Below are 20,469 nucleotides of genomic sequence, written 5' to 3'. Positions count from 1 at the left end.
GGAATCGCCAGACGGCCTGTGTGGTTGCGAAACTCGACCTTTGGGCAGAAGCCAGGTCTTTGATTGCGGGAGCAAGTGAAGCAAGAGGATTCATATTGAGCTTTACAAGGCTGTTATAGCGTTTAATCAGACGCTGATCCAGACCGGAGATGTTAAATTGAAGAGCATGCTCTTCAATTTAACGCAAAGCTCGGGATTTGTGTAGATACCTATGCCCATAGGGAGAGGGAACGTTCATTGCGAATCTAATTCTTATTATTAAATTTTATACCAGTTACCATAACCAAATTTACAGCTTGAATCTGCTATGTAATGGATTTTTCCCTCTCCTTTCAGGAGATGAGCAGCACTGCTGCGCAAGGGGAGAGGTGAGGCTAAAGAGGTAAATCATAAAACTTGATGCTCCAACAACATCTCCAACCCACTCTCTTTCCTCATAAAACCAAGTCGTTGCTTTTCCGCCTTAAGCTGCTGCTTTACCGCAGACACATCCGCATCAATCTGCTTATACAACTGCTCAATATTCAGTTGCCCTTTCGACTTTTGTACCGCAATTTTGGCTTTATTTGACCAAACGAGTGAATCAATCAGTTCCTGAATTTGGCTTTTTAATGATTGACTTTGCGCTTCTAAGGCCTGTTGGTAAAACTTCACTTGCTCCGTGCTTAAACCTTTATTCGCACCATGCTTGCTTTGCTCCACTTCAAGCTGAAGTTTGAGTAAAAAGAATAAATCTTCCTGTTCATAGGCTTCATTGGCACGTTGCAAAAGCTCAGTCTTTTCTGCTTTCTTCGATTCATCTGGCTCACGGTCAGGGTGAATGATCGAAGCAATTTTTAAATACACCGTTTTTAAGGATTGATTCACTAATTTTTCAGCTTGCGCTTGTTTATCCTGCTGACGTTTGAGTTTGGCTTGCTCACGTGCCTGTTGATATTGGTCACTGTTCCAATCTTCATACTCATCAACGGCATCAAAGCCCTCATTTTCAGGCTCAGCACCTTGATCTTTAACTTTCTTTTTCTTCTTTGAGTATTCACTCGCCTGCACATAGTACGCATGCAGCTTCTCGACTTCATCAATCTGCTTTTGACTGAGCAAATGCGAACCTTGTAGCAAACGCACTAAAGTCTGAATTTTATCTTCCACCACAGCAGTGTCTGACTTACTTAAACCATAAAGACTTAGGCTATTCCATAAGGTCTGCATCTGCTCATACAGCGTACTGTATAAATCTCGATATGCAGGCATCAGAGCTTTTTGGCTATAGGCACGAATCTCATCTTTGGCATGTTGCCATGCAAGCAATAACTGTTTCTGCTGTTCAATCTCATCAATTAAACGATTCAGCTTCTGATGCTGTGGTGAGACTTCAAGTACCATTTGTGGCGTGGTTTTCAGCGCAAAAGACATAGGGAAGATAGAAGAAAAAGAAAAATTATACCTGATTTATGTGAATGTATTTTTTGGCTCATTTCGGTAAAACTGAAGCACGGCAAAATACTCAGCAAGTAAGCCTTAGCATTACATGGCTTCAGATCAGGTAATTTTTTGAATTAACTAAGTCACTAAAATAATTGCAGTTCTTTACCGAAAATATAAAGATACCTCCTGCTCTACTCGTGCATAGTATAAAAGAATGATGAATAAAGCAGAGAAAGGAAGCACACATGGATTGGGCCAGTATTTTCATACACGACACCAACTGGGAATTTGCCGCCGAAATTGTGGTGCGCTGTGTGTGTATGTTTATCATGATTATTCTGTTTTTACGCCTGACCGGGAAACGCGGAGTCCGGCAGCTTTCGGTGTTTGAACTGACCATTATTTTGTCCCTCGGCTCGATTGCCGGCGACCCGATGTTTACCGAAGACTTGCCCTTAATTCAGGCACTGCTGATCATGAGCGTCATCATCATGATGTACCGCCTGACCACCTGGCTGATGATGAAATACCAACCCTTTGAAGATTTACTGGAAGGCAAATCGCTGTACATTGTAGAAGATGGTGTATTGGTACTGGAGAAAATCAAGCGCGGGAAAATGTCACACGACGAGTTCTTTGCCGAAATGCGCCAGCAAGGCATTGAGCATCTGGGTCAGGTGCGTGCCGGGCTGCTCGAAAGCGATGGTAAATTTAGTATCCTGCTTTTTCGCCCTGAGGACATCCGTTATGGCTTGCCGCTGTTTCCCAAGCAATATCAGCAAATTACCCAGATACAACCAAACACTTATTATGCCTGCATGTACTGTGGCTATGTTGATCATCCTGACCAGCCCGAGCAGTCCTGCCCGCGCTGTGGCTGTTGCCGCTGGGCCAAGGCTATCAAGGAACAGATGCTCAGATAATCCGGAACGCCCTCAAGTTCTTTTTATCTTTTATTCAAATTTAGCGAGTAGAACTTTAGTCGAAGCCGTAAAACTCATATTCTAGCTGGCATGTTTCCTGCTGCAGTTAAGGCTCAGTGTTAAGAGGCTTTGACCAAAAAAACATTTATTTCATAGTCATTTATTGGTAACAAAACGGTAAAAAAATTTGCTTGAGCAATCCTTCAAAACTCGCTTAAGATGAAAACTGATGTACTTATAGACAGAAAAGAAAACATCTTTTGCATAAAAAAATAAGTGGCTTTCTATGGGCAACTTGGCACTTGATGATAAGGATATAAAAAGGAGTTTTATACATGACATATAAACGTAATATCACCTCTTTACTTTGCGCAAGCACACTCATGCTCGGTCTGAGTGCGTGTAGTGACAATAAAGCTCCATCCTCTGAAAAGCCTGCCGGTGGAGATGCCTCTGCTTCAGGTACGCTGGATAAAATTAAAAAGTCTGGCACCATTGTGCTGGGCTATCGCGACTCTTCCATTCCATTCTCCTATATTGCCGATAATCCAAATCAGCCGGTGGGCTATGCACACGATTTACAGTTAAAAGTTGTAGAAGCGGTGAAGAAAAAGCTGAACATGCCGGATTTAAAAATTCGCTATAACCTGGTGACCAGCCAAAACCGGATTCCGCTGGTATCAAACGGTACGGTAGATCTGGAATGTGGCTCAACCACCAATAACAAGGAACGTCAGCAACAGGTTGATTTCTCGGTCGGTTTCTTTGAAGTCGGCTCCCGTTTGCTGACGGCAAAAGATTCCGGAGTGAAAGATTTTGCCGACCTGAAAGGTAAAAAACTGGTCACCACAGCGGGGACGACATCGGAACGCTATATCCGCCAGCATCAGCAGGAATTGGGCATTGGCGAAATCATTTCGGCCAAAGACCATGCAGAATCTTTCCTGATGCTGCAAAATGGCCGTGCGGCGGCTTTTATGATGGATGACATCTTGCTTGCCGGTGAGAAATCCAAGGCGGCTGACCCGAATAAATGGGAAATTGTCGGAACTGCACCCATCCATGAAATTTACGGCTGTATGCTGCGTAAAGGCGATACCGGCTTTAAACAGGTGGTGGATGACGCCATTAAAGCCACCTATAGCTCTGGTGAAATCAACAAGATGTATGAAAAATGGTTCCAGCAGCCGATTCCACCGAAAAATATTAATCTGAACTTCCAGATGTCCGATCAGTTGAAGGCTTTAATCAGCAATCCGCATGATCGTGACCAATAAGCATTAGAACAACAACTTTATCCATCAGGCAGAAAAAGGACTTTTTTGCCTGATGCTACTCAGGAGTTACTATGAATTATAGTTGGAACTGGGGAGTTTTATTACAGTCTACCGGTGTAGGTGACACGACCTACCTGAACTGGATTGTGACCGGGCTGGGCTGGCTGCTGGTGATTGCCATTGTGGCCTGGAGCATTGCCATGGTTCTGGGCAGCATACTGGGTATCATGCGCACATTGCCCAGTAAAACCGCACGGGGTATAGGTACTGCTTATGTCACCCTGTTTCGTAATGTTCCCCTGCTCATTCAATTGTTTATCTGGTTTTATGTGGTTCCCAACTTTTTACCCGCGCCGATTAAATTATGGTGGATGAATGATCTGGGTGCCAATACCACGGCCCTAATTTCAGCCAGTGTCGGTTTGGGACTATTTACCGCAGCACGGGTCTGTGAACAGGTGCGTACCGGTATTGAAGCCTTGCCGGTAGGCCAGGTGAATGCCGGTTATGCCATGGGCTTTACGACCGCTCAGCTTTACCGTTATGTCATTTTGCCGCAATCCTTCCGCATGATTTTACCGCCACTGAGTTCCGAGCTGACCAACTGTGTCAAAAATACTTCGGTTGCATCCCTGGTCGGTGTGGCAGAAATTATTTCCCAGATGAAAACCATCAGTGAATATACCCAGAACACCATCGAAATTTATACCTATGTGACCATCATCTTCATTGTGATTAACTTCTGTTTAATTCAGGCAATGAATATGCTGGAAAAACGCTTACGTGTTCCCGGTCTGATTGCAGGAGATAAATAATGGAATGGCTCACTGCATTTTTAAATGACTTACAACTGTCTGCTCCTGCCTTGTGGCATGGTCTGAGCATTACCTTGAAAGTGGTGTTCAGTGCCACCATCGGCGGTATTTTGATTGGTACCCTGCTGGCTTTAATGCGTTTATCTTCCTTTAAAGTCCTGAATTTATTTGCGCAAGGCTATGTCAATCTGTTTCGCTCCATACCTTTGCTGTTGGTACTGATGTGGTTCTATTTTGCGGTGCCGTTTATCTATACCGCAGTCACGGGAAATTACCTGACCATTGATACCGCCTTGGTGTCGAGTATCGTGGCCTTTATGCTGTTTGAAGCGGCATACTTTTCGGAAATTGTCCGGGCCGGAATTCAATCCATTCCTAAAGGTCAGACCGCAGCCGCCTATGCCCTTGGCATGAGTTACGGCCAGTCCATGCGGCTGATCATTCTGCCGCAGGCCTTCCGTAAAATGACACCGCTGCTGTTACAACAGACCATTATCCTGTTTCAGGATTCCACCATGGTTTATGCTATTGGTTTGCTGGACTTTTTCCGAACCAACTATGTCCGTGGCGACCTGATGTCGCTATTGACCCAATACATTTTATTTGCAGGTTTGGTGTACTTCACTGTGAGTATGATCGCGACCTATGCCGTTAAAAAATTACAAAGGAAGTTAACTGTATGACTGATGGTAAAGTGATGATTGACCTGCAGAATGTCAGTAAATGGTACAAAGATTTTCAGGTATTGACCGACTGCACCACCCAGATTCACCAAGGTGAAGTGGTGGTGGTGTGCGGGCCTTCAGGTTCAGGTAAATCAACCCTGATTAAAACCGTGAATGGACTGGAACCGTTCCAGCAAGGCAATATCATTGTGGACGGGATTTCCATCAAGGACCCCAAAACCGACCTGACCAAACTGCGCAGCCGTGTGGGTATGGTGTTCCAGCATTTTGAGTTGTTCCCGCATTTGAGCATTACCGAAAACCTGACCATTGCCCAAGTCAAAGTATTGGGGCGTTCTGAAGCCGAAGCCAAGAAAAAAGGGCTGGCTTATTTAGACCGTGTTGGCCTCAGCGCACATGCTTCTAAATTTCCTGCGCAGCTTTCCGGCGGTCAGCAACAGCGCGTTGCGATTGCCCGTGCCTTGAGCATGGACCCGATTGCGATGCTGTTTGATGAGCCCACTTCAGCACTCGACCCTGAAATGATTAATGAAGTGTTGGATGTAATGGTCGAACTGGCCAAAGAAGGCATGACCATGATGTGCGTGACCCACGAAATGGGTTTCGCCCGTCAGGTGGCTAACCGGGTGATCTTTATGGATCAGGGGAAAATTGTTGAGGATTGCACCAAGGATGAATTCTTTAACACCCAACGCGGTGATCGCGCTCAGCAGTTCCTGAATAAAATCTTGCACTAAAATAGTGTGCAATTTAACCAAGCCCTACGGCTGCGGCTTGGTTTTTTTATGATCAACTCCTAAAACTGAACCAAATCAGCCCAGCTTTAAATATTTTTTCATTTCTTGTTCATAATGAGCAATGCGCGCACTTAAATTTTTATCGGGCTAAACTTGCCACTATTCAGTGCTATAAAAACTCTTTAAAAATACTTTCTTTAAAATTCTTAAATTTTATTCAATTATCATATGTTTATTTATAATTTAAATTAAATAATGTTGCACCATACCAGTGCAGACTCCTTGCTTTTCAGCAAGTGATTGCTTTATATCGAGTCTTGTGTTTTTTTTCTCCGCCTTAATCAAAATTTCCCCATTTCGACCATCTTCACGAAAACAATCACATGGTTATACTGATCTTCTTTTTGTGATTTTAAGCACTAAAATGGAGCCATAAAATGCAAAATATAGATTTACTCTTTCTCCTTCTTGGTGCGGTTTTAGTTTTAGCCATGCATGCAGGTTTTGCATTCCTGGAACTGGGCACTGTACGACATAAAAATCAGGTCAATGCCCTGAGTAAAATTTTGACAGATTTTTCCATCTCTGCCATCGCCTACTTTTTTGTCGGCTACTATATTGCTTATGGGGAACATTTTTTCCACATCGGGGCAACCTTAGCCGCAGATCATGGCTATAACCTGATGCGCTGCTTCTTTCTGCTGACCTTTGCTGCTGCCATTCCTGCCATTATTTCCGGCGGTATTGCTGAACGGGCCAAAATGCGTTCCCAAGCCATTGCCACTTTATTACTGGTTGCCTTGGTCTACCCATTTTTTGAAGGCATTGCCTGGAATGGCAACTTGGGATTACAAGGCTGGCTAACAAAAACCTTTGGTGCAGCTTTCCATGATTTTGCCGGTTCTGTGGTGGTGCATGCCATGGGCGGCTGGATTGCACTGGTGGCTGTAATTTTACTGGGTGCGCGTTATGGCCGTTATAAAAAAGATGGTCGCGTCAGCGCACACCCGCCATCTTCCATTCCGTTTCTGGCACTTGGCTCATGGATTTTAATTGTCGGCTGGTTCGGTTTTAACGTGATGAGTGCACAACGTCTGGATGCCATTTCTGGGCTGGTTGCGATTAACTCACTGATGGCGATGGTCGGTGGTACCATTGCAGCCAACTTCATGGGCAAGAATGACCCGGGCTTCCTGCACAATGGTCCTTTGGCCGGTCTGGTTGCCATCTGTGCAGGTTCGGATGTGGTTCACCCAGTCGGTGCACTGATTATTGGCGGCATTGCCGGAATCATTTTTGTCAAACTGTTCACTTACACCCAAAACAAACTGAAAGTGGATGATGTGCTTGGTGTGTGGCCATTACACGGCATATGCGGCACCTTTGGCGGTCTGGCGGTCGGAATTTTCGGACAGCAATGGCTCGGCGGTTTAGGCAGTGTATCCATGATTTCGCAAATCATCGGGACCTTAATCGCAATCTCTGTTGCACTTGCAGGCGGTCTTGTGGTTTACGGTTCGCTGAAAGCCATCATGGGCATCCGTTTATCACAGGAAGACGAATTCCGTGGTGCCGATTTATCCATTCATAAAATTTCTGCCAATTCAGAAGAAACCATTTTTTAAAGCTGATGGTTTAAAATGAATCATGATTTTAATAGCGACTTTAAAAAGTCGCTTTTTTTTCTTTTTCTATCTGGGGGCTTTAGCCAGACCCAATAAATGCGTGAGAGTGATTATAAAAACTGCTTAATTTCCGCCAGACTTTGAATGCGATTTATGGGCTGATCTTGAACGTCATGAAAACCCTGTAGCCATAAGGCATTCATTCCGGCACGGGTTGCCCCTTGCACATCATTCACTGGGTGATCGCCCACAAAAAGGCAATGTTCTGGTGCAACGGCCAACTTCTGGCTGGTATAGAGAAAAATTTCCGGATTCGGTTTACTGATGCCGACCCGTTCCGAACTGACGATTGCGTCAAAATAATGACTAAGACCCAAACCCTGTAAAATGGTTAAACGGGTGGCATGACCACCATTAGAAACAACAGCCAGCTGATAACCTTGTTGTTTTAATTCAGTTAAGAGCTGACCGGCCCCCTGCATGGCCACTGCGGATAAGCCAAATTGCTGAAACCAAAACTGGGTCAGCTCATCCAGTTCAGGTATGCTTTTCCATGTTAATTCCTGCTGCAAGGCATAAGCCACAGACGCGGCAATACTGGGATGGGTGAGCAATTCTTTTTTCGGGTAACCGCCATTATCAATACGACGGATAATCGCCTGAATTTGGCCAGTTGCATCATGCTGTAACTGGTGCTGATAGGTCTGTGCCAGATATTGGCTATACGCCAGAATACTTTGATCACGATGGGTTAAGGTATTATCCAGGTCGAATAAAACAGCACGAATAGTCATTTGAATACCTATACAAATCTTGCCGATAATGTAGCATTGAAGCTTTATATCATTATGCTCTTTCCTGAATATGCTTATCAGCATTTAATCCAACATCATACTTAACCCGATACCTTTGCAGCGATTTTCCCCACCGATTCAAGCGCGCTTAAGTCTGGATTAAGTTTTTATTGCTGTAATCGCAGCACTAAAATCAATTGATCTTTATTATGCACGATCAGCAACGCTTCATGCTCTATCAGGGCTGTTTTCTCATCATCAGTTTCTGCCTGCTTTTGGTTTTCTTTCCGATCGGGGGCGCGCTGGATCTTGCGCTGATTCATCCCTGGGTCAGTGAATCCGGGAAATTCCTGTTACGTGACAATTGGTATTTAGCTGAACTGAACCATCGTTATGTCAAAAATCTGATTATTGCAGTATATGTCGGCTTTTTAATGATCTGGCTGGCATCGTTCAAGTTTGAGAAAGTCAAAGCTTTACGCTGGACCTATGGTTATTTCTTTGGGCTGGTCATCCTGTCCACCTCGATTATTGGCCTGTTAAAATCGCAGTCTGCCCATGCCTGCCCCTGGAATATCACCATTCCGACCCATCAAGGGTTTTTCTGGGATTTTTCTGCCACCAAAGGCCACTGTTTCCCGGGCGGACATGCATCTACCGGCTTTGCACTGATGGCGGGTTTTTTTGTATTCAGGCTTTCCGATAAAAAGCGGGCCTATTTTTTTCTGGTTTCGGGGCTTATTTTAGGTTTTGCCATGGGCTGGGCGCAAATGATGCGCGGGGCACATTTTCTCAGCCATAATTTATGGACCGCATGGATTATCTGGCTCGTTAACGTGAGTTTTTATCTACTCAATTATCAAAGATTTGCACCAGGCCAAAGCATGGATAAAGCAGCCGAGAAAGTTTAACTGCTCACACCCATCTGAGAAAAGTGATCTGCTAGAGTGGCAATTGCACATTAACCTGCAAGCCACCCAGGCTTGCACTCCTGGAAAATGAAAGCTTGCCGCCGAGTCGTTCTGTGGCTTTATCCACAATAGACAGCCCCAGACCACTGCCTATTTCCAGGTGATGATGGACACGATAAAAACGCTTAAGGATTTGCTCATACAGTTCGGGAGAAATTCCGGGTCCACTGTCTTCGACCTGAATCATGGCAAAACCTGCCTGCTCAAATACCGACACATTAATCACCCCCTGATTGGGCGTGTATTTAATCGCGTTATCAATCAGGTTATAAATAATGGAATGTACCGCGGATTCCTGGCAATGCAGCAGTACGTCTTCCTGACGTTCCATACCCAAGTCAATTTCTTTTTGCATGGCCAGATGAACGAGCTGTTCTACGCAATTTACTGCGACCTGATTCAGTAAAAACTGCTGTTTGGTTTCGACCTCCAGAATTGAAGCATCCTGTTTTGCCAGACTAAGCAGCTGGCTGACCAAATGCTGAATCCGGATTAATCCTTTGCTGAGATTCTGTAGTTCCTGAGCATCTGGAAACTGCTTTAACAGAATCTGCATCTGTAAATTTAATGCAGTGATAGGCGTGCGCAGCTCATGTGCTGCATCGGCAATAAACTGCCGCTGTTCCTGCTGTGCAGAGAAAATCCGTTCAAACAGATGATTCATTTCCATAATGGTCGGTACAATTTCTAGGGGATAAGTATTCGACTCAATGGGACTTAACTCTTCCGAACCACGTTGTGCCAATTCTGCTTTAAAATCATCCAGAGGCTGCAGGCTGCGGCTAATAATCCAGCTCAGTCCCCAGATGATAAAGGGCATGAACAGTAAATAAGGAATAAACATACTGCCGGCAAGTTCCAGGGCCAAATGCTGCCGTGTCGATTGCTGCTGGCTCACCTGAATCTGATAATGCTCTAAAGGCAAAATGTAAGTATGCCAAACCCCCTGTGCCGTTTTATGGGTATAAAATCCTGCTTTTTTCACAGGATGCACCAACAAATTCAGGGCATGGGTTTTATGTTCTGCATTTGCATAAGACCAGACATCGACAAACAGGTCTTCTTCATGATAATGCTTAGCCTGATCAAACTGGCTTTGCACCGGTTCAGGATCATGCTGCGCGACGCGTTCTGCCAGATTCTGCATCTGCGCATCTAAGACTTCATTAATTTCTTGTAGTGCAATGCGGTAAGCAGAAAAAATCAGCAAGCAGCCCAGGGCAATACTAAAAACCGAAACATAAATAATCAGACGTTTTTTTAATGAATACTGTGACTGCACCAGTGGCTGACCTTCTAGCTGATTTTATGGTTGTCTGATTTATAATTGTCCCAGTCGATAACCTAAGCCGCGAATGGTGCAAATGAAATCTTTACCGAGTTTGGCACGTAAATGATGCACATACACTTCAATGGTATTGCTGCTGACTTCGCTATCCAGATCATACAATTTATCTTCTAGATTGGCTTTAGAAAATATCTTGTTCGGATGACTGACCAAGGGAATCAGAATTGCCCATTCACGATTGGACAGGTCAATATATTGCCCCTTGAACTTGGCAATGTGCTGTTCAACATCCAGCGTGAGTTCGCCATAACTTAAAATTTGCGGGTTGTCCTGCAGCGCAGACTCTGCCCCGCTACGACGTAACAAAGCATGGATACGGGCCAACAGTTCATCAAACTCATAGGGCTTGATCAGATAGTCATCTGCCCCGCTGTTCAATCCATCCACCCGGTTTTGCAGTTGATCCCGTGCTGAAATAATCAGTACAGGCAAAGCGGGCCACTGCTGGCGAATCTGTTTCAGCACCTGCATGCCATCCATCATCGGCAGGCCCAGATCGAGCAGGACGATATCAAACTTTTCCTGTATGAGTTTTTTTAAACCGTCAATTCCGTTGTTGACCCATTCCACATCAAATTGCTGATATTTCAGCAAAGTCATGCTGGATTCAGCAATCATGAAATCATCTTCAATGATCAATATTTTAATCATGCTTTAAACTCATACCTTCTTTGTTGACTGACAGTGCTGCAACATATTTTTTTGTTCATCAATGGTTTGGGTTTTCACATCCAGTAAACTTAACAGACTCGGGAACAAATTATCCTGACTTAATTCTTTGCTTTTTTGCTGGGCTAAGCAAGTGATTTGCGCAGAATTTTGTGCAGTCCATTCAGGAGAAAACCACATCAGCATGGGAACATGGGTTTGTTGGGTCGGTGCAATCGCATAAGGTGAACCATGTAAATACAAGCCATGTTCTCCTGTCGATTCACCATGATCGGACAGATACCAGAATCCGGTTTGATAAGCACTATTGCCTTTTAACACCTGAATGAGCGAACTCAAAACATGGTCGGTATATACAATCGAATTATCATAACTATTCAACAATTCTGTACGGCTGCAACCTTGAATTGCATTGCTATCGCAACTCGGCTTAAAAGGCTGGAAGGGTGCTTTGGAACGCTGATAATAAGCAGGTCCGTGACTGCCCATCTGATGCAGGACAATTAAACGTGGGGTCTTGTCGGTTTCAGGAATTGCAGCCAGATAGCTTTTTAAACTGTCCACTAGAATTTCATCATAACAGTCCCCATCTTTCACACACCATTTATCTTTGAGCTGTTGCGGAATCTGATACTGTTCAACCCGGTCACAGGCACCTTTACAACCCGAGTTATTATCCATCCAGGTCACTTTATAGCCGGCACGCTGTGCGATATCGAGCAGTCCTTCACGGTGACTGGCCAGCTGTTCGTCATAATCTTCACGCGGCATGCCAGAGAACATGCAGGGTACCGACACGGCGGTTGCAGTACCGCATGAACTCACCTGACTGAAATTGATAATGTCCAGTTTAGAGAGTTCAGGATTAGTATTTTTGGCATAGCCATTCAATGAAAAACTTTCTGCACGGGCTGTTTCACCCACCACCAACACCATGAGCTTCGGTTTAGCCTGCTCATTGACTGGCTGAAGCAAATGAGCATCTTCCCCATACTGAATTAAAGGCAAATTCTTTTTAGGTGCAGATTTGTGGTAATACGATAGGGTCGATGCGATGGCATTTTGTGGAGAAATCATGCCTTTCAAATCACGATGTTCCCGAAAAATTGCAGCATAATCAACATAAAAAAGAAATAATAGCCCACCGACCAGCAGCAACGAAGCAACGCCACTCAATAGCTTTTTAATGATTTTTCGAGGCAAAGATTCAGCTTTAATCCGAATCAGACTGATAAAAAGGAGAGGAAACACAACAAAAGTAGCTGTCCACAATACAAACTGTAGAGACAGTAAATCGCCGACCTCACGGGCATCGGTTTGCATCATGTTTTGAATTTGTTCGGGGGAAATGACTACACCAAGACTATTGACAAAATAGGCGGTAAAACCACCCACCACCAAAAAGATGGAAGCAAATATTTTGGCATTCCATTTCCACTGAATCAGCTGAAAAATCAGGTTATAGGCAGCCACAATCACCAGTACCGTTGCCATTAAAAACAGATAGGCTTTCGGACCCTGGTAGGGAGTCAAACTCTGGATTTTCTGAAAAAATGCAAAATTTAAAATCGCGCCCAGCCAGATCGCCAGCAACACATTAAACTGGCTTAATGAAATCGGCTTTATCTTATCGCGTATGGGACTGATGATATTTGACATGACTTTGGGCTAATCTTTTTACTGATGCCTTAATCTAAAATACCAAACTTAAAATTCACTTAATATAAAAAAAGTAATAAAAAAGGCGATGTTAAACATCGCCTTTTAGAATACAACAACTGACAGATTAGAATTTATATTCCAATCCTGTACCCACTACAGGTTGTTTGGTTTCAAGATCACCTTGTTCAAGAGTCAAGTAACCTACATAACCATAAGCTTTCACCTGTTTGTTAAATGCATAGTCGGCACCGACAAAAATCTGTTGCGCATCAAAATCTGATTTTGCTGATTTAAAGCTGGTTGTATTTTGGCTATATTGCGCTTTTACTGTCCAAGCCTTAGCTGTCGGCAGATTATATTCTGCACCCAACAACCAGCCTTGTGAATCATCAATATCTGCTGCGGCTAGCTCATTGCCGGCTGCATCTTCTACTTCAGAAGTTTGATAAAGTGCTTTTAATGCCAAACCACCATCAATATTTACACGGCCAATCGCACGAAGTGTATTCGCTGCAGCAAAAATAGAAGTTCTATCACCCAATTCACTTTGCTTTGTATTTAAAAAACCTACACCAGCAAAATTACTTGGAATTGCTTTGTCATATGCAATACCAGCCACAACCACTGGACTGTCATAGACTACAGATGCAGACCATGCGTCACCTAAACCACGACCAGCAGTTTTAGAGGTGCCATTACCTTTCGCAATGCCTGAATCTTCGCCAGAAGCCAATAATGCATTTACTTTAATGGCACCTGTAGGCAAGGCAATTGCCGGAGACTCATAAATAACCGCATTCGATATACGGGCTTCGCCAGTCATAATCCCTGTAACATCAGCCTTGTTTGCTACATAGTTATTGAATGTATCAACTGGGCTTGAAAGCTGTTTAAGCGGAGTATCATGTGCACCCACTTTTAAAGTACCGAGCTGAGCATCTTTTAAACCGACAAAACGGTTACGTTGCGACCAGTCCGTACCTTCGCCATCTGCGTTAAATGCCCACTCAATCGCATAAACTGCATTTAAACGTTCAGACAGTTTTTCTTCACCTTTTAAACCAATGAAAGAGCTGTTAGAACTGACTTCTACTACATCTTTATCCGAAGTATTGGCATTGTCTTCTGGCAAGTAATCAATACTTGCATCAATTTCCCCATAAAGAGTTGGCGCTGCAAAAGTTGGTGCTGCCAGTAGGCTTAAAGCAATCGCTGCTGCTAATTTGGTTTTCATTTCAATAGTCCATTGGTTTATTTTGTAACAAATAATACACAAAGGTTTTATGTTACAAAATCATTAATTTTATATTTATATATAATTTTTAATAATTTAGCCTTATCAAACAGTCAAATTATTGATTTGTTAAGTTTTTATTACATTGTTTAAAATATTTTATCCATCGGAAAATTGCCCACAAGCATAAAATCGCAATCAAAGTAATAATGATGAGATAATTTCCATAGCCTAAACGATCGGCAAAAATCCCGCTTAGGCTATACAGCCCCCCGCTCACGGTGGCCATCAACGCCACCTGAAAAGTGAAATCTGTTCCTGCCAAATGTTTGCGGCTGTATTGCATGACCAGAGTCAGCATCACCACCAACAGCATGGCGGAAATCATGTCCTCAGCGGCATTAATCAGATAGATCAGCCAGGTTTCAATAGGACCTTGTGCCTCATATTGAACGGCTAGCCAAGCATAGGCAGCCAGACTGAAAATTTTCAAAATAGAAAACCCGACTAAGGCATGTTCACGGGAAACATACTTCAGGCTGAACCCTGCCAGCCCTGCACCGATGAGCGCAGCCACAGCGCCCAGCATGGTCACATAAATGCCAATCTGGGAAAATGTCAGTCCTAAATCGACCATTAAGGGTTTCAGCAAAGGCCCGGCTAAACCATCGGCAATCTTAAAGGTGATAAGGACTGCAAGCCATGCAGCAAGACTTTGCTCTTGATAAAAATAAGCCAGATAATCTTTTATTTTTTGCCAGCGAAACGTTTCTGCTTTAACTCGGGACGGCGTATGTTTTAATTGTTGCGGTTCTTTCAGCCATAAAATGGGTAAAGTATTCAGCAGCACCAGTCCCGCCAAGATTAAAAATGTGCTTTGCCAGTCCAGCCAGTCCAGTGCCCATAGAATGGTCCCTCCACCGACAATAAAGCCCAGTCGGGAGCCAATGACCTGAAAGGTATTGCCCCAATGTTGCTGCTGACTGTTCAGCAAATTGACCGCCAAGCCATCGGTGGCAATATCCTGGGTGGCACCGACCAGATTCATGCTCAGTAAGGCAATAAAAAAGACCAGTAAATACTCAGGCTGGTTTAAAGCCTGAATCGGCAGGAAAGACAAGCCAGCCAGTACCAGCACACTCAACAACTGGGTCGGAATAATCCAGCTACGGTAATGGCCAAAACGGTCAACCCAGGGCGCCCAGAAAATTTTAATCGACCAGGGCAACATCAATAAGCCAAAACCGCCAATATGTGCCAGCGATACCCCTTGGGCACGTAAAATCACCGGTAAAGCATGGGTCATAAAACCGACGGGTAAACCTTGGGCCCAATATAAAGAGAACAACAAGAGATAGATGTTACGTGTACTCGGCATAGTGTGCCCTTAGGGTCAAAAACCGGATTGACTATTTTGATCAGGCAAGCTGAATGATGCTTTACATTTTGCCAATGAATCTTATTTTACAAAAGCTTAACATATTTAAAAGTCTATAGATTTGCCGGGAAATTACATACAGCACCATGACTCAACACTTTCCGACCTTGCCCGATCAAGTGCCTGCCCGTAGTGGTCACTTAAGCCGAAATATTTTCAAAAAATTATTTCTGGCTCAAGGCTGGAGTTTTGAAGGTGATTTTCCCAACCTGCCGAAAGCGGTCGCCATTATTTCTCCACATACCTCGAATATTGATGCCTGGCATGGTTTTGCAGCACTGCTTGGGCTGGGTATCAAGATCACAGTTTTTGGCAAACACACCTTATTCAACACCCCGTTAAAACCCTTACTGGAATGGATTGGGGTGATTCCGGTCAATCGCAGTATCCAGCAAGGCACGACTCAGCAAATTATCGACTTCATCAATACGCAACAGCAGATCTGGGTCGGTATGGCACCGGAAGGAACGCGCAAACAGGCTGAATCGTTTAGAAGTGGTTTTTACCGCATTGCCGTGGGTGCCCATATCCCGATTGTGATGTTTTCACTGGATTATAAAAACAAGGCGATACACTGCCTGGGCGTGTTTCAGCCTACAGGAAATTATGAACAGGATGTAGAACAAATTCTGGATCACTATACCGGAAAATTTTCTCCCAAAAATCCGGACTGGTTAGCCAAGCCTTTACAAAATCGTTTAAAAAACAACTAGCCAAACATAAAATTATTTGCTGTGATGTGTGCAACCTTGTCTATTTGATGTTCAATTTCAACCATGAAACTTGCACACTATTCCTGTATTGGCTTACTTGGGCTGAGCCTGGTTGGCTGTGATAAAACCACCAAAACCCCACCGCAAACCACAACCATCAAGGCCCGTGAACCTGTGGTTGCCATTGCGCTCGGGGGGGGCGGCGCCAAAGGATTTGCCCATATCGGGGTGCTGAAAGTTTTAGAGTCGCATGGCATTAAACCGAAAATCGTGACCGGGACCAGTGCAGGCAGTTTTGTCGGCAGCATTTATGCCAGTGGTAAAACACCCTATCAACTACAGCAAATTGCACTGACGTTAAAAGAATCAGATATCCGTGATTTAACCTTCAACAGCCAAGGTGTGGTGCAGGGTCAGAAATTACAGAATTACGTGAACAAGCACATTGCCAATAAACCGATTGAACAATTTCCGATTCGCTTTGCCGCTGTTGCAACCCGTCTGGACACCGGCACTAAAGCTGAATTTATTAAAGGCAATGCCGGTCAGGCCGTGCGTGCTTCCTGCAGTATCCCGAATGTGTTTGTTCCTGCCACCATTGGCGGGAAACAGTATGTCGATGGGGGGCTGGTCAGTCCGATTCCGGTGAAAACCGCAAAGGCCATGGGGGCCGATATTGTCATTGCCGTGGATATTTCGGCACGTCCGGCCGGCAATAAACCGATGAACATGTGGGGGCTGCTGGACCAGACCATCAATATTATGGGTCAGCAAAGCATTAATGAAGAACTGAATCAGGCCCATGTAATCATTCAGCCTAAAGTGGGACATTTAGGCACGCTGGATTTAAAAGCCAGTCATGAATCCATTCTGGAAGGCGAAAAAGCGGCCCAGCTGAAAATTATCTCGATTGATAAGGCGATTAGCGATTTTAAAAAGTCACCCGCAGCGTTTAGACCTGCGCCAAAATCCAGAATTTAAAATTTATGCTTTTTTAATATTCAAAGACTTATTCATCTGCTAAATTGATATAGACAGTTAGTCGTCTATATCAATTTTTACAATACACGAGTAGATGTATGGAATTTGTTCTGGAACCTTGGCACTGGTTTGTATTGGGTATTTTACTCATGCTCTCCGAATTGGCCCTGCCCGCTTTTGCTGCCTTATGGTTTGGTATCGGTGCCATTATGGTCGGGGTTTTATACTGGATGTTTCCGATGATGGGTTTCACTACCCAGATTGTCACCTGGATTATCCTGTCTGTGCTATGCACCTTGTTGTGGTTCAAGTTTATCAAACCACTTTCCATTGATAAAACCAAAGCCGGATTATCCCGTGAAGCCACGATCGGTCAGGTCGGCATGGTGATTCAAATCCATTTGCAACATGACCTGATTACGGTACGTTTTCCAATGCCTGTGTTGGGTTCAGATGAATGGAATTGCCGTACTTTAGCGCCGGTACACGTTGGAGACCGGGTTCGTGTGGTCGAAATTTCGGGTAATGATCTGGTGGTTAAACCCCATAATCCCAATAACGAAAATATATAAACTGAGGAAATAACATGTCTGGTGGAACAATTATTGTTTTGGCGCTGCTGGTTTTTGCCGGGGTGACCATTTTTAAAGGGGTGCGCATTGTCCCGCAGGGTTATAAGTGGATTGTGCAACGTCTGGGTAAATACCATACCACTCTGGCTCCCGGCCTGAGCTTTGTGATTCCCTATATTGATGAAGTGGCTTATAAAGTCACCACCAAAGATATTGTGCTGGATATTCCTTCGCAGGAAGTGATTACCCGTGACAATGCGGTACTGCTGATGAATGCAGTGGCCTACATTAATATCACCACCCCGGAAAAAGCGGTTTACGGTATTGAAAACTATACCTGGGCCATTCAGAACCTGGTGCAAACTTCACTGCGTTCTATTGTCGGTGAAATGGATCTGGATGATGCGCTGTCTTCACGTGATCACATTAAAGCCAAACTGAAAGCCGCCATTTCCGATGATATTTCGGATTGGGGCATTACCCTGAAAACCGTGGAAATTCAGGATATTCAGCCGTCCTCGACCATGCAGGCAGCTATGGAAGCCCAAGCGGCTGCCGAGCGTCAGCGTCGCGCTACCGTGACCAAGGCAGATGGTGAAAAACAGGCGGCCATTTTAGAAGCCGATGGCCGCCTGGAAGCTTCACGCCGTGATGCAGAAGCACAAGTTGTCCTGGCTGAAGCCTCACAAAAAGCCATTGAGATGGTCACTTCAGCAGTCGGCGATAAAGAAATTCCGGTCGCTTATTTGCTCGGTGAACAGTATGTCAAAGCCATGCAGGACATGTCGAAGTCCAATAATGCCAAAACTGTGGTGTTGCCTGCCGACATCCTGCATACCATCCGTGGAGTGATGGGACGCAATCAGTAACCTATTCTTTTGACTTGAAAAATAGACAGCAAAGGCTGTCTATTTTTATTTCCGCCACGAAAAAATCTGCAATTTTTTTTAATCTATGGTTAAATTTCGCGTTATTTTTTTGAAATTATTTGTGCTTGTTCTTTAAAAGCCTGTGTTTCGATCTACTGTCCACCGTGTAAATGGATACCGTATGAGCTCCCTGAATCCGACCTTAATTACCTTTCTTTTTTATATTGTCGCCATGGTCGCGATTGGCCTTCTGGCTTATCGCGCGACAGCCAATTTCTCTGATTACATTTTGGGAGGTCGTCGTTTAGGTAGTTTCGTGACGGCGCTCTCTGCCGGTGCTTCAGACATGAGTGGCTGGCTGCTGATGGGCCTTCCTGGCGCAATTTATCTTTCAGGTTTATCTGAAATGTGGATTGCCATTGGCCTGATTATTGGTGCATGGCTTAACTGGCTGCTGGTTGCCGGACGGTTACGTGTACACACCGAAGTGCAGCACAATGCCCTGACCTTGCCGGACTATTTTTCCAACCGTTTTAACGACCAGAAGAAAATCTTGCGAGTGGCATCCGCTTTCATCATTTTGATTTTCTTTGCTATTTACTGTGCTTCAGGCATGGTGGCCGGTGCACGCCTGTTTGAAAACATGTTTGACCTGTCCTATAGCACGGCGCTTTGGATCAGTGCGATTGCCACCATCAGTTATGTTTTTATTGGAGGCTTCCTGGCGGTCAGCTGGACCGATACCATTCAGGCGACATTGATGATTTTTGCCTTGTTACTCACCCCTATTGTGACCATTTTGAGTTTCTCGGACCTGTCTCAAATAACCTTGGCACTTGAGGCAGCACGTCCACAAGCCATGAATGTCATGGGGGATTTAAGCTTTGTGGCGATTATGTCCCTGCTTGCCTGGGGCTTGGGTTATTTTGGTCAACCGCATATTCTGGTGCGTTTTATGGCTGCAGATTCGGTGAAATCCATTCCCAATGCACGCCGTATTGGTATGGCCTGGATGACTTTATGTCTGGGTGGTGCAGTGGCGGCAGGTTTCTTCGGGATTGCCTACTTCCAGCAGCATCCGGAACTTGCAGGTGCGGTAACGGCCAATCCTGAAACCGTATTTATGGAGCTGACCAAAATCCTGTTCAATCCTTGGGTAGCAGGCATTGTGCTTGCGGCCATTTTAGCGGCAGTGATGAGTACCCTGAGCTGTCAGTTACTGGTCTGCTCAAGTACGCTAACCGAAGATTTTTACAAATCCTTCCTGCGTAAAAACGCATCGCAAACCGAACTGGTCTGGATTGGCCGTCTCATGGTGTTACTGATTGCCCTGCTTGCCATCTGGATGGCTGGAAACCCTGAATCCAAGGTCTTAGGTTTGGTGGCTTATGCCTGGGCGGGCTTTGGTGCGGCTTTTGGTCCACTGATTATTCTGTCCTTGTTCTGGCGTCGTATGACTTTAAATGGCGCACTTGCCGGTATGCTGGTCGGAGCCGTGGTGGTCATTCTATGGAAAAACCTGTTGGGCGATACCGGTGTTTATGAAATTATTCCGGGCTTCATTGCTTCAATCATTGCCATTGTCGTGGTCAGCCTGCTGGGTAAAGCCCCTTCTGCTGAAGTGACCACCCGTTTCGATGAAGGTGACCGCCTGTATAAAGCATCTAAATAATTTTTACAGTCTAAGCGCGTAAAAAAAAGAAGACTTTAAGTCCTCTTTTTTTGATTCA

Annotated in this window: 19 protein-coding genes; 12 read left to right on the top strand and 7 right to left on the bottom strand. The window is 44.6% G+C overall.

Going from position 1 to position 20,469, the window contains the following annotated elements; translation table 11 throughout:
* Nucleotides 1–387: 387 nt before the first annotated feature.
* Nucleotides 388–1,413 (bottom strand): molecular chaperone DnaJ, encoded by a 1,026-nt coding sequence (locus ACPUEY_RS00860; protein WP_425120790.1) that lies wholly within the window; start codon nucleotides 1,411–1,413, stop codon nucleotides 388–390.
* Nucleotides 1,414–1,670: 257 nt separating this feature from the next.
* On the opposite strand from ACPUEY_RS00860, the gene ACPUEY_RS00855 reads away from it, so the two are divergent.
* The 6 genes from ACPUEY_RS00855 (at nucleotide 1,671) to ACPUEY_RS00830 (ending at nucleotide 7,488) form a co-directional block, all read left to right on the top strand.
* A complete protein-coding gene (locus ACPUEY_RS00855; RefSeq protein ID WP_425120789.1) occupies nucleotides 1,671–2,348 on the top strand; it encodes a YetF domain-containing protein in 678 nt (225 codons plus the stop codon).
* Nucleotides 2,349–2,683: 335 nt separating this feature from the next.
* Nucleotides 2,684–3,625, top strand: a complete 942-nt coding sequence (locus ACPUEY_RS00850) for a transporter substrate-binding domain-containing protein (protein WP_131274108.1) — start codon at nucleotides 2,684–2,686, stop codon at nucleotides 3,623–3,625.
* Nucleotides 3,626–3,696: 71 nt separating this feature from the next.
* Nucleotides 3,697–4,440, top strand: coding sequence for an amino acid ABC transporter permease (locus tag ACPUEY_RS00845; RefSeq protein WP_131274109.1), 744 nt, complete (start codon nucleotides 3,697–3,699; stop codon nucleotides 4,438–4,440).
* Nucleotides 4,440–5,123 carry an ABC transporter permease subunit gene (locus tag ACPUEY_RS00840; protein WP_092819765.1) on the top strand — a complete coding sequence of 228 codons (684 nt, stop codon included), beginning with the start codon at nucleotides 4,440–4,442 and terminating at the stop codon, nucleotides 5,121–5,123. The genes ACPUEY_RS00845 and ACPUEY_RS00840 overlap by 1 nt, the downstream gene beginning before the upstream one ends.
* Before the next feature lie 14 nt (nucleotides 5,124–5,137).
* Nucleotides 5,138–5,863 (top strand): amino acid ABC transporter ATP-binding protein, encoded by a 726-nt coding sequence (locus ACPUEY_RS00835; protein ID WP_171458688.1) that lies wholly within the window; start codon nucleotides 5,138–5,140, stop codon nucleotides 5,861–5,863.
* 437 nt (nucleotides 5,864–6,300) lie between these two features.
* Nucleotides 6,301–7,488: an ammonium transporter gene (locus ACPUEY_RS00830; protein WP_425120788.1), complete on the top strand. Its 1,188-nt coding sequence runs from the start codon at nucleotides 6,301–6,303 to the stop codon at nucleotides 7,486–7,488.
* 110 nt (nucleotides 7,489–7,598) lie between these two features.
* Here ACPUEY_RS00830 and ACPUEY_RS00825 read toward each other — a convergent pair whose 3' ends face one another.
* Nucleotides 7,599–8,282, bottom strand: a complete 684-nt coding sequence (locus ACPUEY_RS00825; RefSeq protein ID WP_425120787.1) for an HAD family hydrolase — start codon at nucleotides 8,280–8,282, stop codon at nucleotides 7,599–7,601.
* A 206-nt stretch (nucleotides 8,283–8,488) separates the two neighbouring features.
* Between ACPUEY_RS00825 and ACPUEY_RS00820 the strand changes: the two genes are divergently transcribed.
* Complete coding sequence (locus ACPUEY_RS00820; protein WP_425120793.1) at nucleotides 8,489–9,193, top strand: phosphatase PAP2 family protein; 705 nt, start codon at nucleotides 8,489–8,491, stop codon at nucleotides 9,191–9,193.
* Nucleotides 9,194–9,224: 31 nt separating this feature from the next.
* Here the strand turns inward: ACPUEY_RS00820 and ACPUEY_RS00815 are convergent, their stop codons facing one another.
* The 5 genes from ACPUEY_RS00815 to ACPUEY_RS00795 form a co-directional block, all read right to left on the bottom strand.
* The gene (locus tag ACPUEY_RS00815) at nucleotides 9,225–10,535 is read right to left on the bottom strand and encodes an ATP-binding protein (RefSeq protein WP_425120786.1); all 1,311 of its coding nucleotides are present in this window, start codon (nucleotides 10,533–10,535) and stop codon (nucleotides 9,225–9,227) included.
* Nucleotides 10,536–10,574: 39 nt separating this feature from the next.
* Nucleotides 10,575–11,252 carry a response regulator transcription factor gene (locus tag ACPUEY_RS00810; protein ID WP_425120785.1) on the bottom strand — a complete coding sequence of 226 codons (678 nt, stop codon included), beginning with the start codon at nucleotides 11,250–11,252 and terminating at the stop codon, nucleotides 10,575–10,577.
* Between the two features lie 9 nt (nucleotides 11,253–11,261).
* Entirely contained in the window at nucleotides 11,262–12,929 is a 1,668-nt protein-coding gene (locus ACPUEY_RS00805) for a phosphoethanolamine transferase (protein WP_425120784.1), read from the bottom strand.
* A gap of 127 nt (nucleotides 12,930–13,056) precedes the next feature.
* On the bottom strand, nucleotides 13,057–14,166 hold the full coding sequence (locus ACPUEY_RS00800; protein WP_425120783.1) for a porin: 1,110 nt from the start codon (nucleotides 14,164–14,166) through the stop codon (nucleotides 13,057–13,059).
* A gap of 118 nt (nucleotides 14,167–14,284) precedes the next feature.
* Complete coding sequence (locus tag ACPUEY_RS00795; RefSeq protein WP_425120782.1) at nucleotides 14,285–15,544, bottom strand: MFS transporter; 1,260 nt, start codon at nucleotides 15,542–15,544, stop codon at nucleotides 14,285–14,287.
* A gap of 146 nt (nucleotides 15,545–15,690) precedes the next feature.
* On the opposite strand from ACPUEY_RS00795, the gene ACPUEY_RS00790 reads away from it, so the two are divergent.
* The 5 genes from ACPUEY_RS00790 (at nucleotide 15,691) to putP (ending at nucleotide 20,411) form a co-directional block, all read left to right on the top strand.
* The gene (locus tag ACPUEY_RS00790; RefSeq protein WP_425120781.1) at nucleotides 15,691–16,317 is read left to right on the top strand and encodes a 1-acyl-sn-glycerol-3-phosphate acyltransferase; all 627 of its coding nucleotides are present in this window, start codon (nucleotides 15,691–15,693) and stop codon (nucleotides 16,315–16,317) included.
* 63 nt (nucleotides 16,318–16,380) lie between these two features.
* A complete protein-coding gene (locus ACPUEY_RS00785; protein WP_425120780.1) occupies nucleotides 16,381–17,298 on the top strand; it encodes a patatin-like phospholipase family protein in 918 nt (305 codons plus the stop codon).
* 98 nt (nucleotides 17,299–17,396) lie between these two features.
* Nucleotides 17,397–17,870: an NfeD family protein gene (locus tag ACPUEY_RS00780; RefSeq protein ID WP_092819777.1), complete on the top strand. Its 474-nt coding sequence runs from the start codon at nucleotides 17,397–17,399 to the stop codon at nucleotides 17,868–17,870.
* A gap of 14 nt (nucleotides 17,871–17,884) precedes the next feature.
* A complete protein-coding gene (locus ACPUEY_RS00775; protein ID WP_092819778.1) occupies nucleotides 17,885–18,739 on the top strand; it encodes an SPFH domain-containing protein in 855 nt (284 codons plus the stop codon).
* A gap of 181 nt (nucleotides 18,740–18,920) precedes the next feature.
* The gene (gene putP / locus ACPUEY_RS00770; RefSeq protein WP_425120779.1) at nucleotides 18,921–20,411 is read left to right on the top strand and encodes a sodium/proline symporter PutP; all 1,491 of its coding nucleotides are present in this window, start codon (nucleotides 18,921–18,923) and stop codon (nucleotides 20,409–20,411) included.
* Nucleotides 20,412–20,469 lie beyond the last annotated feature (58 nt).

The organism is Acinetobacter sp. G11 (assembly GCF_049808495.1).
In the GTDB taxonomy this organism is placed as follows: Bacteria; Pseudomonadota; Gammaproteobacteria; order Pseudomonadales; family Moraxellaceae; genus Acinetobacter; species Acinetobacter kookii.
The sequence above is the reverse complement of the archived record's forward strand: the minus strand, read 5'-3'. Positions and strand labels throughout refer to the sequence as shown.

Excerpts from the sequence above, each read along its gene's own strand:
- ACPUEY_RS00850 (WP_131274108.1), top strand. The coding sequence starts at position 2,684 with ATGACATATAAACGTAATATCACCTCTTTACTTTGCGCAAGCACACTC.
- ACPUEY_RS00830 (WP_425120788.1), top strand. The coding sequence starts at position 6,301 with ATGCAAAATATAGATTTACTCTTTCTCCTTCTTGGTGCGGTTTTAGTT.
- ACPUEY_RS00805 (WP_425120784.1), bottom strand. The coding sequence starts at position 12,929 with ATGTCAAATATCATCAGTCCCATACGCGATAAGATAAAGCCGATTTCA.
- ACPUEY_RS00775 (WP_092819778.1), top strand. The coding sequence starts at position 17,885 with ATGTCTGGTGGAACAATTATTGTTTTGGCGCTGCTGGTTTTTGCCGGG.
- ACPUEY_RS00785 (WP_425120780.1), top strand. The coding sequence starts at position 16,381 with ATGAAACTTGCACACTATTCCTGTATTGGCTTACTTGGGCTGAGCCTG.
- ACPUEY_RS00845 (WP_131274109.1), top strand. The coding sequence starts at position 3,697 with ATGAATTATAGTTGGAACTGGGGAGTTTTATTACAGTCTACCGGTGTA.
- ACPUEY_RS00790 (WP_425120781.1), top strand. The coding sequence starts at position 15,691 with ATGACTCAACACTTTCCGACCTTGCCCGATCAAGTGCCTGCCCGTAGT.
- ACPUEY_RS00795 (WP_425120782.1), bottom strand. The coding sequence starts at position 15,544 with ATGCCGAGTACACGTAACATCTATCTCTTGTTGTTCTCTTTATATTGG.
- ACPUEY_RS00835 (WP_171458688.1), top strand. The coding sequence starts at position 5,138 with ATGATTGACCTGCAGAATGTCAGTAAATGGTACAAAGATTTTCAGGTA.
- ACPUEY_RS00780 (WP_092819777.1), top strand. The coding sequence starts at position 17,397 with ATGGAATTTGTTCTGGAACCTTGGCACTGGTTTGTATTGGGTATTTTA.
- ACPUEY_RS00840 (WP_092819765.1), top strand. The coding sequence starts at position 4,440 with ATGGAATGGCTCACTGCATTTTTAAATGACTTACAACTGTCTGCTCCT.
- ACPUEY_RS00825 (WP_425120787.1), bottom strand. The coding sequence starts at position 8,282 with ATGACTATTCGTGCTGTTTTATTCGACCTGGATAATACCTTAACCCAT.
- ACPUEY_RS00810 (WP_425120785.1), bottom strand. The coding sequence starts at position 11,252 with ATGATTAAAATATTGATCATTGAAGATGATTTCATGATTGCTGAATCC.
- putP (WP_425120779.1), top strand. The coding sequence starts at position 18,921 with ATGAGCTCCCTGAATCCGACCTTAATTACCTTTCTTTTTTATATTGTC.
- ACPUEY_RS00860 (WP_425120790.1), bottom strand. The coding sequence starts at position 1,413 with ATGTCTTTTGCGCTGAAAACCACGCCACAAATGGTACTTGAAGTCTCA.
- ACPUEY_RS00855 (WP_425120789.1), top strand. The coding sequence starts at position 1,671 with ATGGATTGGGCCAGTATTTTCATACACGACACCAACTGGGAATTTGCC.
- ACPUEY_RS00800 (WP_425120783.1), bottom strand. The coding sequence starts at position 14,166 with ATGAAAACCAAATTAGCAGCAGCGATTGCTTTAAGCCTACTGGCAGCA.